The sequence below is a fragment of the Streptomyces sp. R35 genome (assembly GCF_041053035.1).
In the GTDB taxonomy this organism is placed as follows: domain Bacteria; phylum Actinomycetota; class Actinomycetes; order Streptomycetales; family Streptomycetaceae; genus Streptomyces; species Streptomyces lutosisoli.
Genome location: NZ_CP163440.1, coordinates 10,326,955 through 10,341,480, shown reverse-complemented (window position 1 = coordinate 10,341,480; position 14,526 = coordinate 10,326,955). Strand labels below are relative to the sequence as shown.

The 14,526-nt window shown below is 70.3% G+C and carries 14 protein-coding genes; 7 read left to right on the top strand and 7 right to left on the bottom strand.

What is annotated here, in order from left to right:
• Positions 1 to 29: 29 nt before the first annotated feature.
• Positions 30 to 1,619 (bottom strand): oxidoreductase, encoded by a 1,590-nt coding sequence (locus AB5J50_RS46470; RefSeq protein WP_369264577.1) that lies wholly within the window; start codon positions 1,617 to 1,619, stop codon positions 30 to 32.
• Positions 1,620 to 1,771: 152 nt separating this feature from the next.
• On the opposite strand from AB5J50_RS46470, the gene AB5J50_RS46465 reads away from it, so the two are divergent.
• Positions 1,772 to 2,134, top strand: a complete 363-nt coding sequence (locus AB5J50_RS46465; protein WP_327434035.1) for a DUF1304 domain-containing protein — start codon at positions 1,772 to 1,774, stop codon at positions 2,132 to 2,134.
• The gene (locus AB5J50_RS46460) at positions 2,131 to 2,685 is read left to right on the top strand and encodes a TetR/AcrR family transcriptional regulator (RefSeq protein WP_369264576.1); all 555 of its coding nucleotides are present in this window, start codon (positions 2,131 to 2,133) and stop codon (positions 2,683 to 2,685) included. The genes AB5J50_RS46465 and AB5J50_RS46460 overlap by 4 nt, the downstream gene beginning before the upstream one ends.
• Before the next feature lie 4 nt (positions 2,686 to 2,689).
• Here the strand turns inward: AB5J50_RS46460 and AB5J50_RS46455 are convergent, their stop codons facing one another.
• A complete protein-coding gene (locus AB5J50_RS46455; RefSeq protein ID WP_369264575.1) occupies positions 2,690 to 3,544 on the bottom strand; it encodes a hypothetical protein in 855 nt (284 codons plus the stop codon).
• Between the two features lie 69 nt (positions 3,545 to 3,613).
• The gene (locus AB5J50_RS46450) at positions 3,614 to 4,561 is read right to left on the bottom strand and encodes a GlxA family transcriptional regulator (RefSeq protein ID WP_369264574.1); all 948 of its coding nucleotides are present in this window, start codon (positions 4,559 to 4,561) and stop codon (positions 3,614 to 3,616) included.
• A gap of 71 nt (positions 4,562 to 4,632) precedes the next feature.
• Here AB5J50_RS46450 and AB5J50_RS46445 point away from each other — a divergent pair, with 71 nt between their 5' ends.
• Entirely contained in the window at positions 4,633 to 5,583 is a 951-nt protein-coding gene (locus AB5J50_RS46445) for an NADP-dependent oxidoreductase (protein WP_369264573.1), read from the top strand.
• Positions 5,584 to 5,654: 71 nt separating this feature from the next.
• On the opposite strand, the gene AB5J50_RS46440 is transcribed toward AB5J50_RS46445, so the two are convergent.
• The gene (locus tag AB5J50_RS46440; RefSeq protein WP_369264572.1) at positions 5,655 to 6,761 is read right to left on the bottom strand and encodes an NAD(P)-dependent alcohol dehydrogenase; all 1,107 of its coding nucleotides are present in this window, start codon (positions 6,759 to 6,761) and stop codon (positions 5,655 to 5,657) included.
• Between the two features lie 25 nt (positions 6,762 to 6,786).
• A complete protein-coding gene (locus AB5J50_RS46435) occupies positions 6,787 to 8,244 on the bottom strand; it encodes an aldehyde dehydrogenase (RefSeq protein WP_369264571.1) in 1,458 nt (485 codons plus the stop codon).
• Between the two features lie 105 nt (positions 8,245 to 8,349).
• Between AB5J50_RS46435 and AB5J50_RS46430 the strand changes: the two genes are divergently transcribed.
• The gene (locus tag AB5J50_RS46430) at positions 8,350 to 8,787 is read left to right on the top strand and encodes a MarR family winged helix-turn-helix transcriptional regulator (protein WP_369264570.1); all 438 of its coding nucleotides are present in this window, start codon (positions 8,350 to 8,352) and stop codon (positions 8,785 to 8,787) included.
• A gap of 152 nt (positions 8,788 to 8,939) precedes the next feature.
• Entirely contained in the window at positions 8,940 to 9,320 is a 381-nt protein-coding gene (locus AB5J50_RS46425; RefSeq protein ID WP_327434027.1) for an anti-sigma factor antagonist, read from the top strand.
• Here AB5J50_RS46425 and tuf read toward each other — a convergent pair.
• Positions 9,301 to 10,494 carry an elongation factor Tu gene (tuf, locus tag AB5J50_RS46420; protein ID WP_369264569.1) on the bottom strand — a complete coding sequence of 398 codons (1,194 nt, stop codon included), beginning with the start codon at positions 10,492 to 10,494 and terminating at the stop codon, positions 9,301 to 9,303. The two genes, AB5J50_RS46425 and tuf, sit on opposite strands and share 20 nt — an antisense overlap.
• Positions 10,495 to 10,583: 89 nt before the next feature.
• Positions 10,584 to 11,537, bottom strand: a complete 954-nt coding sequence (locus AB5J50_RS46415) for a ribose-phosphate diphosphokinase (RefSeq protein WP_369264568.1) — start codon at positions 11,535 to 11,537, stop codon at positions 10,584 to 10,586.
• Positions 11,538 to 11,787: 250 nt separating this feature from the next.
• Between AB5J50_RS46415 and otr(A) the strand changes: the two genes are divergently transcribed.
• Together otr(A) and AB5J50_RS46405 are read left to right on the top strand one after the other, a co-directional pair.
• Entirely contained in the window at positions 11,788 to 13,644 is a 1,857-nt protein-coding gene (gene otr(A) / locus AB5J50_RS46410) for a tetracycline resistance ribosomal protection protein Otr(A) (RefSeq protein WP_369264567.1), read from the top strand.
• Between the two features lie 180 nt (positions 13,645 to 13,824).
• Complete coding sequence (locus tag AB5J50_RS46405; protein WP_369264566.1) at positions 13,825 to 14,505, top strand: DUF4230 domain-containing protein; 681 nt, start codon at positions 13,825 to 13,827, stop codon at positions 14,503 to 14,505.
• Positions 14,506 to 14,526 lie beyond the last annotated feature (21 nt).

Sequence of the window (14,526 nt, the reverse complement as noted above, 5' to 3'; positions counted from 1 at the left end):
GATCGCTGAGACCTCTGTGACCGCTGGGCTCATGCTCTGCGGAGCATACGGTTGGCGCCCGCGGCGGCCGTCGTGGCGAGCAGCCAGCCCAGGCAGACGAGGACCACGGCCGCCCATTGCAGGCCGCCGCGGGGGCTGAAGGCCTGCTCCTGCCCGAAGTCGACGAGGGGCAGCACCAGGTCGAAGGTGTAGATCGCCGCCTGGAAGTGGGGCGGCTTGCCCGGATCGACCGCTTGCGGGGGCCACCGTGTGAACAGCAGGATCCCGCTGAGCACGATCGCGCACAGCCACCACACGGCGCGCATCGGCCGATAGCCGTAGCCGACGGTGACGTCCTGGAGCCTGCTCCACACCCGCCCCGGCCACGGCAGGGTGGTGCGCAGCCGCCGCTGTTTGGCGAGCAGCACCGTACGGGCGTCGCCGTCGTGACCGTGCAGCCGGTAGGCGGCCGCGAGTTGCTCGTACGGCTGCGGGGTGAAGCCCTCGGGGTCGCGGGTGAGCAAAGGAAGCCGTTGTACGGCGGGGAGTTGTGGCAGCAGGCTGTCGTAGACGACCGCTTCCAGCCGCACCGTGTCCGGCCAGCTGTCCGGTGTGCCGCGCAGGACGGTCAGGCGGGTGTGGCTGAGGTCAACAGTGCCGCGTACGGGCTCGCGCGTGGTGAGGGCGAGTTCGGACGCGGTGGAGCGGCGACAGGTGAGGGCAGGGGTGTCGGACGGTACGTCGATGACGGCGTCGTGGAAGCAGACCCGGCTGCGTACGGTGATGCTGCTGAGCGAGACCCTGCCGCGCGCGGTGAATCCGTCGCAGCAGTTCAACACGGCACCCACGTCTATGCCGTGGGCACGCAGCGCGGGCCCGTGTTCGGTGGTGAGCGAGGCGCCTTCGAAGAGGGCGCCGCCGCCCACCCGGGCGTCACACAGGTCGACGGTGCCTTCGGCGACGAGCCCGCGGCAGCTCAAGTTCCCTCCTATGTGCAGCCTGTTGGCCTTGAGCGCGATCCCCGACGGGTTGAGCAGCTCGGCACGCTTGAGGACGACGCTGCCGCGTACCGAGGTGTCTCTGAGGTCCGTGCAGCCGTCGACGTGCAGCCCCGTGCTCGCCTGGATGTCCCCGCCGATGGTGGCGCACAGCAGTTGCAGCGCCCGCTCGCCGCGTCGCTCGCCGTGCCCCGTCAGACGGCTGTTCTCCAGGTGCAGGGTGCCGCCGATCGAGGCGCCGTAAAGGTCGATGGGCCCCTCCACCCGGCACCCGGAGATCTCGCACTTCCAGCCGATCGTGACGCCCACGGCCGACAGTCCGGGCAGCACACAGTCCCGCATCTCCAATGCCCCCAGCGACGCGCCGTCGAGGCAAGGGGCCTGCTCGAAACGGCAGTTGTGCAACCGCAAGGTCCCGGGGACGATCGCCTCGGCCAGGTCCAGCCGCCCGGTGATCCGCACATCCCTCAGCCTCAGCCGCGGCAGATGCCCCGCCTCGGCCGGCGGCGGCGCCAGCAACAGCCCCCGCACGACGGACGCCCGGATCTCACCCTCGTCCGCGAACCACTCCCCCCTTCGGAAAGCGGCCCACATCCCGCGTTCACTCCCGCTCCACCCACCCGGCGCGAGGCTGCCCGACACGTCAACTCCCCCTCAGCGAACAGAAATCGGTTGCATCGCTACCCCGGGGGCGCGCGAGACAACCCGACGCGCCCCTGGACTTCTTGGACAGACGTCCAGCTATAGTGGACACCTGTCCAAGAGATGACGACGTACGACGGAGCTTGCTGACGATGGAAACGGTCGCGAACGTGCTGGTGGGCCTGGTGGCCGCGCTGCACGCGTACATCCTGGTGCTGGAGATGTTCCTGTGGCAGAAGAAGCCGGGGCGGGGGCTGCACGGGTTCGACGCGGAGATGGCCCGGGCGACCGCTCCGCTGGCCGCGAACCAGGGGCTTTACAACGGGTTTCTGGCCGCGGGCCTGGTGTGGGGACTGATCGCGGCGGATCCGACCGGCTTCGACGCACAGGTCTTCTTCCTGTGCTGCGTCGTGGTCGCGGGTGTGTACGGATCGGTCACCGCGAACCGCCGGATCCTCTTCGCGCAGGCCCTGCCCGGCGCGCTCGCCCTGGCCGCAGTCCTCGTCGCGCGGTGACGCCGGAGGACCCGCGGGCCGCCCGGACCCGCGCGAAGCTGCGGCAGGCGCTGCTGGAGGAGTGTGCCGAGCGGCCGCTGGAGGAGGTCGGCGTCGCCGCGCTGGTGCGGCGGGCCGGCGTCGGCCGGGCCACGTTCTACGTGCACTACGCCGACCTGGAGGCGCTGGCCGTCGACGCCTGCGCCGATGTCGTACGGGACGCCGTGGAGGCACTGCACGCGTGGCGCGGACGGCCCGACCCGGTGTCCGCGCCGCCCGCGCTCCGCACGTTCTTCGCCGAGCTGGCCCCGCGCGCCGCCCTCTACCGCGCGCTCCTGACCCCGGGCGGCGGCGGCCCGCTCGGCCTCGTGCTGCACCGGGACCTGCGCGCCCGCAGCCTGGCCGAGCGCACCCTGGTGGGCGCCCCGGACGCCCCGCTCGTCGCCTCCGCGGTCGCCGCCACCTTCGCGGGGGTCCTCGCCGACTGGCTGCACGGGGTGCTGGAGGGCACCCCGCAGGAGATCGCCGATCAGGTCTGGCAGTTGCTCGTCGCCCTGCACATGAGCCGCTGACGCCTCACATACAGCCCACTCCGTCCTTCGTGGCGGGCCATGCCTCCACCCCGTCGGGGGTGCGGACGTAGGCCGTCGCCTTGTCGGCCGCCAGCCACAGTTCCCAGTCGTGGAAGTGGTAGCCGGTGTCATGGGCGTCGGCCGGCATACGGACGTCTCCGTCGTACGGGGCGGTGAGCGACTCGGTCCCGAGCACCCCCTGCGGGTCGCGCACGTACTGCCTGCCCTTCTCGCCCTGTCCCAGTCCGAGGAAGTGCGCGCTCTCCCAGTCGCAGTGCTCCGGACCCACGGAGCTGCTCACGACGGAGGTGGGCACGCGTTTGCCGTCGCGGTCGAGCCAGATCTCGTATCCCTTCGAGTCGGTGTAGCTCGCCGGGAATTCGGCCGGGTCGCACGAGGCGCTGGTCTCCGGGCCCCAGCCGGGGCGGTTCGGCTGGTCCTTGGCGACGACGACGGCGACCTTGGTCCTGCCCTTGACGTCGTACGAGAACAGGACGCGGTCCTTCTCCTTGCGCTCCACCCGGTAGCCGTGATCCGGCACCTCGGGCTTGTACATGTCGAAGTACGTGTTCAGTCCCTCCTCCGGCGTCGAGCCGCCGTCACCCTTGCCCCACCCGTCGCCCCCACTGCCCTCGAAGATCCCGTGGTCGCATTCCAGGGCCTGCCCGGCCGAGCCCGAACTGGCCTCGGCCTCGCGCGGGCTGCCATCGGCGCTCTCCTTGAACGGCAGGTCCAGCCGCCCGGCGTACGGCGTGGCCGGGGGCGTACCGGTGACCACGAGGTCCTCCCGGATCCCCTCGTCACAGCCCACCGCCGTCAGACCGACCAGCACCACCGTCGCCACGATCACCTTGCGCATCCCCACCCCTGTTCCTCCGACTCGCGTGTGCCCTCCTACGACGCGCGAGTGGCCGGGAACGTTCGGTGGCTAGCGCGTCGCCTGGAACGTACGCCGGTAGGCCTGCGGCGAGACGCCGATCGCCGCGTGCAGATGCTGACGCAGCGAGGTGCCGGTCGCGAAGCCGACCTCGCCCGCGATCTGGTCCACCGACAGGTCGCTGGACTCCAGCAGATGGCGGGCCCGGGAGACCCGCTGCTGGATGAGCCAGCGGCCCGGGCTCATGCCCACCTCGTCGTTGAACCGGCGGGCGAAGGTGCGCAGGCTCATCCGGGCGTGGCCGGCGAGATCGGTGAGTGTCAGCGGGTCGTCGAGGTGCGCCAGGGCCCACGCGCGGGTGGCGGCCGTGCTCGTCGCCGAGGGTTCCGGGACGGGCTGCTCGATGTACTGGGCCTGGCCGCCCTCCCGCAGCGGCGGGACGACACAGCGCCGGGCCACCTTGTTGGCCAGCGCGCTGCCGTGGTCCTTGCGCACGATGTGCAGGCAGACGTCGATGCCGGACGCGGCGCCCGCCGAGGTGAGGACCGAGTCGTCGTCGACGAACAGCACGTCCGGGTCCAGCGACACACGCGGGAACAGACGCCGGAACTCGTCGGCCACCTGCCAGTGCGTGGTCGCCCGATGCCCGTCCAGCAGACCCGCCGCCGCCAGGACGAACGCACCCGTGCAGATGGAGACGAGGCGGGCGCCGGGCCGGATCAGCCCGAGCGCGGCGGTGAGCTCGTCGGAGGGCTCCTCGACGAGCCTCGCCGGAGCAATCGCCGCGATCACCACCGTGTCCGCGGTGCGCAGCGCCTCGGGACCATGGTCGACGGTGACCGAGAAATCGGCGTTGGTGCGGACCGGCCGTCCGTCGACGGTGCAGGTCACCACCTCGTACCGGCCGTCCGCCGCGCCGAAGATCCGGCTGGGGATGCCCAGCTCGAAGGGGTAGACGCCGTCCAGCGCCAGGACCACGATCCGTTCCACATGCCGCATGGCACGATCCTATCGAAGGTTGGCAATCATGCCATTTTCTTGCGAGGCGGGTCCCGGCAGGCTGGGTGACCATGAGCACTGTGAACACGATGCGAGCCATCAGCCAGGACGTCCTCGGCGGTCCCGAGGTCTTGAAGGAAGTGCAGGTGGAGCGCCCCACGCCACGGCCGAACGAGGTGCTGGTCCGGGTGCGGGCCGCCGGGGTCAACCCGACCGACTGGAAGCACCGCGCCACCGGCGGTTTCCTCGGTGAGCCGCCCTTCGTCCTCGGCTGGGACGTCTCCGGCGTCGTCGAGGCGACCGGGATCGGTGTCGCCCTCTTCAAGCCCGGCGACGAGGTCTTCGGCATGCTGCGCTATCCGTTCGGCCACGGCTCGCACGCCGAGTACGTGACCGCCCCGGCCCGCTTCTTCGCGCTGAAGCCGTCCGGAATCGACCACGCACAGGCGGGCGCGCTCCCGCTGGTCTCCCTGACCGCGTGGCAGGCCCTGACCGAACAGGCGAACCTCCAGCCGGGGCAGCGCGTACTGATCCACGCGGCGGCCGGCGGGGTCGGGCATGTGGCCGTGCAGATCGCCAAGGCGCTCGGCGCGTATGTGATCGGTACGGCGAGCGCGGGCAAGCACGACTTCCTGCGCGGGATCGGCGTGGACGAGGCCATCGACTACCAAGGCGTCGATTTCACCGAGGCCGTGCGGGACGTCGACGTCGTGCTGGACACGATCGGTGGCGAGACCGCGGTCCGCTCCCTGCGCGTGCTCCGGCCGGGCGGAGTGGTGGTCTCGATCCTGCCGGTCGGGTCGGACGAATTCCCCGAGGAGGCCGAGCGGCTCGGCGTACGGGCGGTGCGGATGCTCGTCGATGCCGACCACAGCGGCATGACGGCGATCGCGGACCTCGTCGAGACGGGGAAGCTGCGCGCCACGATCGCCGAGACCTTCCCGCTGGCCGATGCCGCCAAGGCGCACGCGCTGGGCGACACCGGCCGGACCACGGGGAAGCTGGTGCTGCTGGTCGACTGACGGATCGGCCGACGGATCGAGGGACCGGTCGAAGGACGGTTCGGCCGTCTCAGAACGTGAGTACGGACGTCTCAGAACGTGAGTACGGGCTTGATCGTCTTGCCCGCGCTCATGTCCCGCACCGCCTGCTCGATGTCCTCGAACGGATAGTGGCTGATCAGTCGATGCAGCGGGAGCCGTCCGTCCTGGACGAGCCGGACCAGGGCGGGAATGGAGGTCTGGGTCTCACTGTCGCCGAGGGTGAGACCCACGACCTTCTTGCCCGGCAGCAACGCGTTGACGTCCAGGGCGACTTCGGTGCCGAAGGGCGGCGCACCGACGACGACCAGGGTGCCGCGCGGGGCGAGCGCGTCGGCACCCTTGCGCAGCACGGCGACGCTGCCGGTGGTCTCCACGACTCCGTCGGCGCCGCGGCCGTCGGTGAGGGCGAGCACCGCCTCGGCGACATCGGCCTCGCCCGCGTTCACGGTGTGCGTGGCGCCCAACTCCCGTGCCAGTTCGAGCCGTTCGGCGACCTTGTCGACGGCGATGACCGTGGTCGCGGGGGTCAGGGCCGCCGCCATCACCGCGGACAGGCCGACGGCTCCGGCGCCGAGGACGACGAGGCTGCTCCCCGCCGCCGGCTTCAGTACGTTCCAGACGGCACCGACCCCTGTCTGCACCCCGCAGCCCAGCGGGGCGATGGACTCCAGCTGGACGTTCGGGTCGACCTTGACGAGGCTGCGCTCGTCGACCAACGCCCGCTCGGCGAAGGAGGACTGGCCGAAGAAGTGGCCGCCGAGCGGCGTCCCGTCGCGGCTGATCGTGCTGCTTCCGTCGGCGCGCCGGCCGCCGATGAGGTTCAGCGGCAGCCAGGTGGCACAGTACGCCGGGTGTCCATCACGGCAGTTGTGACAGCCGCCGCAGGAACTGAACGAGAGCACGACATGGTCGCCGGGGGCCACTGCGGTGACGTTCGGGCCGACGGCTTCGACGACACCCGCCCCCTCGTGGCCCAGCACCCCGGGCAGCGGGAAGGGCAGACCGCCGCTCGCCGCACCGAGGTCGGTGTGACACAGCCCGGCGGCCACCATCCGGACAAGGGCTTCGCCCGGACCCGGCTCGTCCAGTTCGACGTCGGCGAGCGTGAACGGCGCTCCCCCGGACTCGACCACAGCGGCGCGAGTGGTGGTGGACATCGCATGAACTCCTTTGTGAGCGCGCTCAGTCGAGCGAGACGACGACGGACTTGACCTTGGTGTAGGCGGCGAGCGCCTCGGGCCCGTACTCCCGTCCGAAGCCGGAGTCCTTGACCCCGCCGAAGGGGACCGCGGGGTCGAGCATCGCCCAGTCGTTGATCCAGACGATGCCCGCCTGGAGCCGGTCGGCGACGCGGTGCGCGCGGGTGAGGTCGGTGGTCTGGATGCCCGAAGCCAGCCCGTACGGGGTGGAGTTGGCCAGTTCGACGGCCTCGTCCTCGGAGTCGAAGGGCTGGACGGTGAGGACGGGACCGAAGATCTCCTCCTGGACGACGCGGGAGTCGTTGGACAGGTCGGCGATCACGGTGGGCTGGTAGTAGTAGCCGCCGTTCAGGTCGAGACGCTTACCACCGCAGACGATGCGGCCGCCCTCCTTGCGGGCCAGGTCGACGTACTCCTCGACCTTGCGCAGATGCTTCTCCCCCGCCATCGGCCCGACGACGGTCTCGGGCAGCCGGGGGTCGCCGACGGGCACGCCGGGCACGGCGTCGGCGAGGATGCCGACCACGGTGCTGTACACCTCGCGCGCCACCAGCAGCCGGGGGCCGCCCATGCAGAACTGTCCGGTGTTGAAGACGAAGCCCTTGATGATCGCGCCGATCGCCTTCTCCAGGTCGGCGTCCGCGAAGACCACGTGAGCCGCGTTGCCGCCCAGCTCCATGGTGACCGGCTTGAGCGCCTCCCCGGCGACGGTCGCGGCGTGCCGGCCGACCGCCGTGGACCCGGTGAAGGCGACCTTGTCGATGCCGGGGTTGCGCAGCAGCGCCTCGCCCGCGACCGGGCCGCTGCCGGTGACGACGTTCACGACGCCGTCCGGGACACCGGCCTCCTGGAGCAGGCGGGCCATGTAGAGGGCGCTCAGCGGGGTCTCGTCGGCGGGCTTGTGGACCACGGTGTTGCCGGCCGCCAGTGCCGGGGCGAGCTTCGAACTGGACAGGATCAGCGGGAAGTTGAACGGTGTGATCGCGGCGACCACGCCGAGCGGTCCGCGGCGCGTGTATGCGAAGGCGTTGAGCGGGGTGTCCCGCGTGGCGCCGTCCAGGGTCTGGGCGAGCGCGGCGCAGTACTCGTACTCGTCGGCGGCGGTGAGCACGTCGACGGGGCGGCACAGGGAGAGGGGCTTGCCGACGTCGAGGCTCTCCAGGGCGGCGAGCTCGTCGGCGTTCTCGCGGATCAGCTCGGAGACGCGGTGCAGCACCCGGCCGCGCTCACGGCCGCTCATCGCGGCCCAGGGGCCGTGGTCGAAGGCCTCGCGTGCGGCACGTACGGCCGCGTCGACATCGGCCGCGCCCGCCTCCGCGACGGTCGTGACCACCTGGCCCGTGGACGGATCGATCACGTCCGTACGCGCTCCGTCGGCCGCCTCGCGCCACTGTCCACCGATGAACAGCCGCCCGGGCCCACTCTCGAAGGTGGTCGTCATTGCCCACTCCTCAGCCTTGATCGCCAAGATTTCAACAAACAGGATTCCTGTTGGTTGGCAGTCTCGTTACAGACAGGTTTCCTGTCAATGCCTTAGGCTGAACCCATGGTCGGCACCCAGGCAACCAAGGCACCCCCGTCACTGCTCTACATGGTCAAGCAGGTGGAGCTCGTCGTGCGCTCACACCTCGACGAGTTGGTGAAACCGGCGGGAATCACCGCGTTGCAGTACACCTCGCTCACCGTCCTGGAGCGGCACGACGGCCTGTCGGCGGCGCAGCTCGCGCGCGACTCGTTCGTGACGGCGCAGTCCATGGCGGATCTGGTGCGCTCACTGGAGAACCGCGGCCTGGTGCGCCGCGAGCGCAATCCGCGCAACCGGAGAGAGCTGCTGATCCTGCTGACCGACGAGGGACGCGAAGTGCTCGGGCGGTTCGCGGACGCCGTACGAGAGCTGGAGGAGCGCATGGTCAAGGACCTCACCTCGCACCAGACCGACCAGTTCCGGCAGTCGCTGTCCAAGGCGTGGCACGCACTGTCGTAACAGCGAGGGCGACTCGCCGCGCAAATCGAAGACATATGTCAATCGAACATGCTGGAATTCGCTCCATCGAGGGTAACTTGCAGAGCAGGGAACAGTTTTGCAACCACCGGTGCCCTCGGGAGCAGGCAGCTGCCGGTTGGAGGTGATGACTCGTGGCGCACGACCCCGCACCGCTCACCCGGCATCTGCGCATCCACCAGGACCGCGGTCACCTGGTGCTGGAGTTCCACGGGGAGATCGACATCCTCGCGGCGCTGGAGATCACCCCGGTCCTCGACTCCGCGACCGGGGGCCACGCGCCGCAGGTCGTCATCGACCTGCGGCCCGTCGACTTCTTCGACTGCTCGGGCCTGCGGCTGCTGTACCGGGCCAGGCGCCGCGTCCTCGCCCGCGGCGGACGGCTGCACCTCGTCTGCACCCAGCCGCTGACGCTGCGCATCCTCCGGGTGACCGGCCTTGGGCGCCTCCTGCCGCCCTGCTCGTCGCTGGACGAGGCGCTGAGCCGGCCGGAGGCTACTTCCGGATCTTGGTGACCTGCCCGGCGCCGACCGTCCTGCCGCCCTCGCGGATGGCGAACTTCAGGCCCTCCTCCATGGCGATGGGCTGGATCAACTGCACCTGCATGGTGGTGTTGTCGCCGGGCATGACCATTTCCGTGCCCTTGGGCAGGGTCACGACTCCGGTCACGTCCGTCGTACGGAAGTAGAACTGCGGCCGGTAGTTGTCGAAGAACGGTGTGTGCCGGCCGCCCTCATGCTTGGACAGGATGTACGCGCGCGCCTCGAACTCCGTGTGCGGGGTGACCGATCCCGGCTTGATGACGACCTGCCCGCGCTCCACGTCTTCGCGCTTCACGCCCCGCAGCAGCAGTCCTACGTTCTCTCCCGCCCGGCCCTCGTCGAGGAGTTTGCGGAACATCTCGACGCCGGTGACGGTGGTCTTCGTCTTCTGCTCGTGGATGCCGATGATCTCGACCTCGCTGTTGACCCTCAGCACACCGCGCTCGATGCGACCGGTGACGACCGTGCCGCGCCCCGTGATGGTGAAGACGTCCTCGATCGGCATCAGGAACGGCCGGTCGACATCGCGTACGGGCTCCGGCACGAACTCGTCGATCGCCGCGAGGAGTTCAAGGATCGACCGACTCCACTTCGGGTCGCCTTCGAGGGCCCTGAGCGCGGAGACCTGCACGACCGGGACGTCGTCGCCCGGGAACTCGTACTCCGTGAGCAGTTCGCGCACTTCGAGCTCGACGAGTTCCAGGATCTCCTCGTCGTCCACCATGTCCGTCTTGTTGAGTGCGACGACGATGTACGGGACGCCGACCTGCCGGGCCAGCAGCACATGTTCCTTGGTCTGCGGCATCGGGCCGTCGGTCGCCGCGACGACCAGGATCGCGCCGTCCATCTGGGCGGCGCCCGTGATCATGTTCTTGATGTAGTCCGCGTGCCCCGGACAGTCGACGTGCGCGTAGTGCCGGTGCTCGGTCTGGTACTCGACATGGGCGATCGAGATCGTGATGCCGCGCTGGCGTTCCTCGGGAGCCTTGTCGATCTGGTCGAACGGCGTGTAGGGGTTCAGGTCGGGGAACTGGTCGTGCAACACCTTGGTCATGGCCGCGGTGAGCGTTGTCTTACCGTGGTCGATGTGACCGATGGTGCCGATGTTGACGTGCGGCTTGGTCCGCTCGAATTTCGCCTTCGCCACTGCAAGCCCTCCTGATCACCTGGGTGACGCCGAGCGTTGCTTCGCGGCTTCCGGCCGAGCGATCGGCAGGAACTTCCGCTCCCTCCTGTCTATTCGCTCTGGGGCGCGTCGAACAGGGCGCTGACGGACTCACCGTTGTGAATGCGCCGCACCGCCTCGGCGAGCGCCGGGGCGATGGACAGGATGCGCAGCTTCTCCGTGTGCTCCGCGACCGGGACCGGCACGGTGTTCGTGCACACGATCTCCAGGACGTCGGGCTGGTCGCTGAGCCGCTTGAGCGCACCGGCCGCGAACAGACCGTGGGTGCAGGCGACCCGGATGGACCGCGGACGCAACTCCCGCAGCCGCTCCAGGAGTTCGAGGACCGTGCTGCCCTTGGCGATCTCGTCGTCCAGCACGATGACGTCCCGCCCGGTGATCTCACCGATGACGGAGCTGATGCTCACCCGGTCGTCGGCGAACCGCTGCTTGGCACCGGCGGCCACCTGGGCGCCGATGAGCCGTGCGAACGCCGCCGCCTCCTTGGCGTTGCCGAGATCCGGCGACACCACCGTCGTACGCGAGAGGTCGTAGTTCCTGAAGTGCGCGGCCAGCTCGCGCAGGGCGTGCAGATGGTCGACCGGCACCGAGAAGAAGCCGTGCACCTGCGGGGAGTGCAGTGTCAGGGCGAGGACACGGCTCGCCCCGGCGGCCACCATCAGGTCCGCCACGAGACGGCCGCCCATGGAGATCCGCGGCATGTCCTTCTTGTCCGAGCGGGCGTACGAGTAGTGCGGCATGACCACGGTGATCCGGCCGGCGGAGGCGCCGCGGGCCGCGTCGCACATCATCAGCAGCTCGACGAGGTGCTCCTGGACCGGTGTGACCAGGGGCTGCACGAGGAAGACATCGCGCTCGCGGCAATTGGCCTGGAGCTGGACCTCCAGGCAGTCGTTCGCGAAACGGCTGACCCGGGTCGGGCTGAGGGGCACACCGAGATGCGCGCAGACCTCGGCCGCCAGCTCGGGATGGGCACTACCGCTGAACACGGCGATGTCACGCACGACCGCTCCTCGCATGATCGAACCGGGTTGCGTCGCCGGTTGGCATGATCGACCCGGGGTGCGTGCCTCATGCTACTGGGCACCTTTCGGGCACTCGACCCGGGGGAAAACCGGTTGCGGACGGCCGCCCGGGGCACGCCATGATGGCGTGGCCAGTGCCCCCTCGGATTCAGGAGAACCCGCATGCGCCGATTCCTCGGAACTTCTCAGCGCCCCTACCGGACGACTGTTCTCGAGGACTCGACCACCCATGCACACCCTGAACATCGGAATTCTGGCCCACGTCGACGCGGGTAAGACCAGCCTCACCGAGCGGCTGCTGTTCGACGGCGGCGCCATCGAACGGCTCGGCAGCGTCGACGCCGGGGACACCCGCACGGACGACGGGGAGATCGAGCGGCAGCGCGGCATCACCGTCCGCTCGGCCGTCGCCGCCTTCACCGCCGGGGACGTACAGGTCAACCTGATCGACACCCCCGGGCACTCCGACTTCATCGCCGAGGTGGAGCGCGCCCTGGAGGTCCTGGACGGCGCCGTGCTGCTGCTCTCCGCCGTCGAGGGCGTCCAGGCGCAGACGCGCGTCCTGATGAAGACCCTGCGGCGGCTCGGCCTGCCCACCCTCGTCTTCGTGAACAAGATCGACCGGGCGGGCGCACGGCAGGACGGGCTGCTCGACGACATCCGGCGCCGCCTCACGCCGTACGTCGTCCCCCTCACACGCGTGACGGACATCGGCGCCGCGGCCGCCCGTGTGCTGCCGCGCCCGCTGGACGACCTCGCGGCCGGCACGCTCGCCGAGGTGGACTCCGGCATCCTGGCCGCGCTTGTGGACGGCCCGCCGCCGACGCGCGACGAGCTGTGGGCGGCGCTCACCGCGCGCACCGCCGACGGCTCGGTCCATCCGGTCCTCTTCGGATCGGCGCTCGGCGGACAAGGCGTCGCCGAACTGGTCGAGGCAGTGATCCGGCTGGTTCCCCGCCCGGAGGAACCGCCCGCCGATGAGCCCCGGGGCACGGTGTTCGCCGTACGGCCCGGACCGGGCGGCGAGCGGACGGCGTATCTGCGCCTGTACGAAGGTGAGGTGACGCACCGTCAGCGGCTCACGTTCTTGCGTCACGAGGCCGACGGCCGGACCGTGCCGGTGCCCGGCCGGGCGCTCGCACTGGAGGTGGTCGGACAGGCCGGGGCGGCCTCCCTCACCGCGGGGAACATCGCCGCGCTGCGAGGTGTCGGCGGCATCCGCGTCGGCGACCGCCTCGGTCACGGCACCGACCGGGCAGCGCAGTTCGCGGCGCCGACACTGGAGACGCTCGTACGGGCCAGGCACCCTGCCCAGGCCGCCCCGCTGCGCTCGGCGCTCCTCGCCCTGGCCGACCAGGACCCCCTGATGCACGCCAGGCCCGCCGCGTCCGGCGGCACCGCGCTGCTGCTCTACGGCGAAGTCCAGAAGGAGGTCCTCGCGGCCACACTCGTCCAGGACTTCGGCATCGAGGCCGCCTTCGAGCCGAGCAGGGTACGGCTCCTGGAACGCCCGGACGGCACCGGTGAGGCGTACGAGGAGATCCAGCGGCACGGGCACATCGGATTCTGGGCGACGGTCGGGCTGCGCGTCGAGCCGGGGCCGCGCGGCTCCGGCGGCGTCTTCGCGTACGAGACGGAACTCGGCGCGCTGCCCCGGGCGTTCCACCAGGCGATCGAGGACACGGTCCACGCGACCCTGCTCGCCGGTCCGCACGGCCGACCGGTGACGGACTACCGGGTCACGCTCATCCGCTCCGGGTTCGCCGCGCCGCTCAGCACGGCCGCCGACTTCCGCGGACTGACCCCGGTCGTGCTGCGCCGCGCCCTGGAGCGGGCCGGGACGCGGGTGTACGAGCCGTACCACGCGTTCGAGGTGGAGCTCCCACTCGACGCGCTGGCCCCGGTGACCGCCCAACTGGCGTCCCGTGGAGCAGAGTTCAAGGAGACGACGGGAGGGCGAACCGCGTGGCTGGTCACCGGTGAACTGCCGGCCCGGCATGTGCGGGACGTCGAGCTGCGGCTGCCGGGGCTGACGCGCGGCGAGGGCGTGTGGTGGTCCCGTGTCTCGGGCGACCGCCCCGTCTAGCGGATTCGGTGGACGAGCAGACACGGTGCGTTCTCGGCCTACAGCCAACTACGGCCGGAGCAGGGGGCCATAAGTACCTGACCTGACCGCGCGAGCCCGGCACCGGCAGCAATCCGCCGACACATCGGCCTGTCAAGTGACTTGGAGGGTACACGGATGGTTGAAAGGAGGACCGTCGACATGACGACGTCCATCAAGCAGACGCCCCCCTCGACGTCCACCAAGCGGAGGATGCCCGGCTGGGCGAAAGTGGTCACCGCGTTCCTGCTGGTGCTCGTGGTGCTGTTCGCCGGGCTCCGGCTGGCCGTATTGCCGGGGCTGCGCGATCTGTTCGGCACCGAGACGCACGACCGGTCGGGCCCAGCCCTCCTCACGTCGATCCAGGACATGAGCCGTTACGACGCCGCGACGGGCAACTTCCAGGTGGTCGTGGACCTGGAGAAGGACGCCAAGTACCTGCCCGACGCGATCCGCGGCACCCGCACCCTGTACGTGGGGGCCGGCACGGTCGACGCGTATGTCGACCTCGGCACGCTCGGCGAGAAGGACGTGACGGTCAACAGCGACCGTACGTCGGCCACGCTCCGGCTGCCGCACGCGGTGCTGGGCAAACCCGCGCTCGACCCCGACCACTCCTACGCCGTCTCCAAGCAGCGCGGTCTCCTCGACCGGATCGGCGACATCTTCTCCGGTAACCCCAACAGCGAGCAGGCCGTGCAGAAGCTCGCGGCCAAGCACATAGGTGAGGCGGCGAAGGACAGCCGCCTCACCTCGCGCGCCGAGGCGAACACCACCGGCATGCTCAAAGGTCTGCTGCACTCCCTGGGCTTCGAGGAGGTGACGGTCAGCTACGGCGCCTGACCCGTCGAGGCCAGGGCGCCT

Bases quoted from the DNA above. Each gene is read 5' to 3' on its own strand.
- AB5J50_RS46465 (WP_327434035.1), top strand. From the start codon at position 1,772: ATGGAAACGGTCGCGAACGTGCTGGTGGGCCTGGTGGCCGCGCTGCAC.
- AB5J50_RS46455 (WP_369264575.1), bottom strand. From the start codon at position 3,544: ATGCGCAAGGTGATCGTGGCGACGGTGGTGCTGGTCGGTCTGACGGCG.
- AB5J50_RS46450 (WP_369264574.1), bottom strand. From the start codon at position 4,561: ATGCGGCATGTGGAACGGATCGTGGTCCTGGCGCTGGACGGCGTCTAC.
- AB5J50_RS46445 (WP_369264573.1), top strand. From the start codon at position 4,633: ATGAGCACTGTGAACACGATGCGAGCCATCAGCCAGGACGTCCTCGGC.
- AB5J50_RS46440 (WP_369264572.1), bottom strand. From the start codon at position 6,761: ATGTCCACCACCACTCGCGCCGCTGTGGTCGAGTCCGGGGGAGCGCCG.
- AB5J50_RS46435 (WP_369264571.1), bottom strand. From the start codon at position 8,244: ATGACGACCACCTTCGAGAGTGGGCCCGGGCGGCTGTTCATCGGTGGA.
- AB5J50_RS46430 (WP_369264570.1), top strand. From the start codon at position 8,350: ATGGTCGGCACCCAGGCAACCAAGGCACCCCCGTCACTGCTCTACATG.
- AB5J50_RS46405 (WP_369264566.1), top strand. From the start codon at position 13,825: ATGACGACGTCCATCAAGCAGACGCCCCCCTCGACGTCCACCAAGCGG.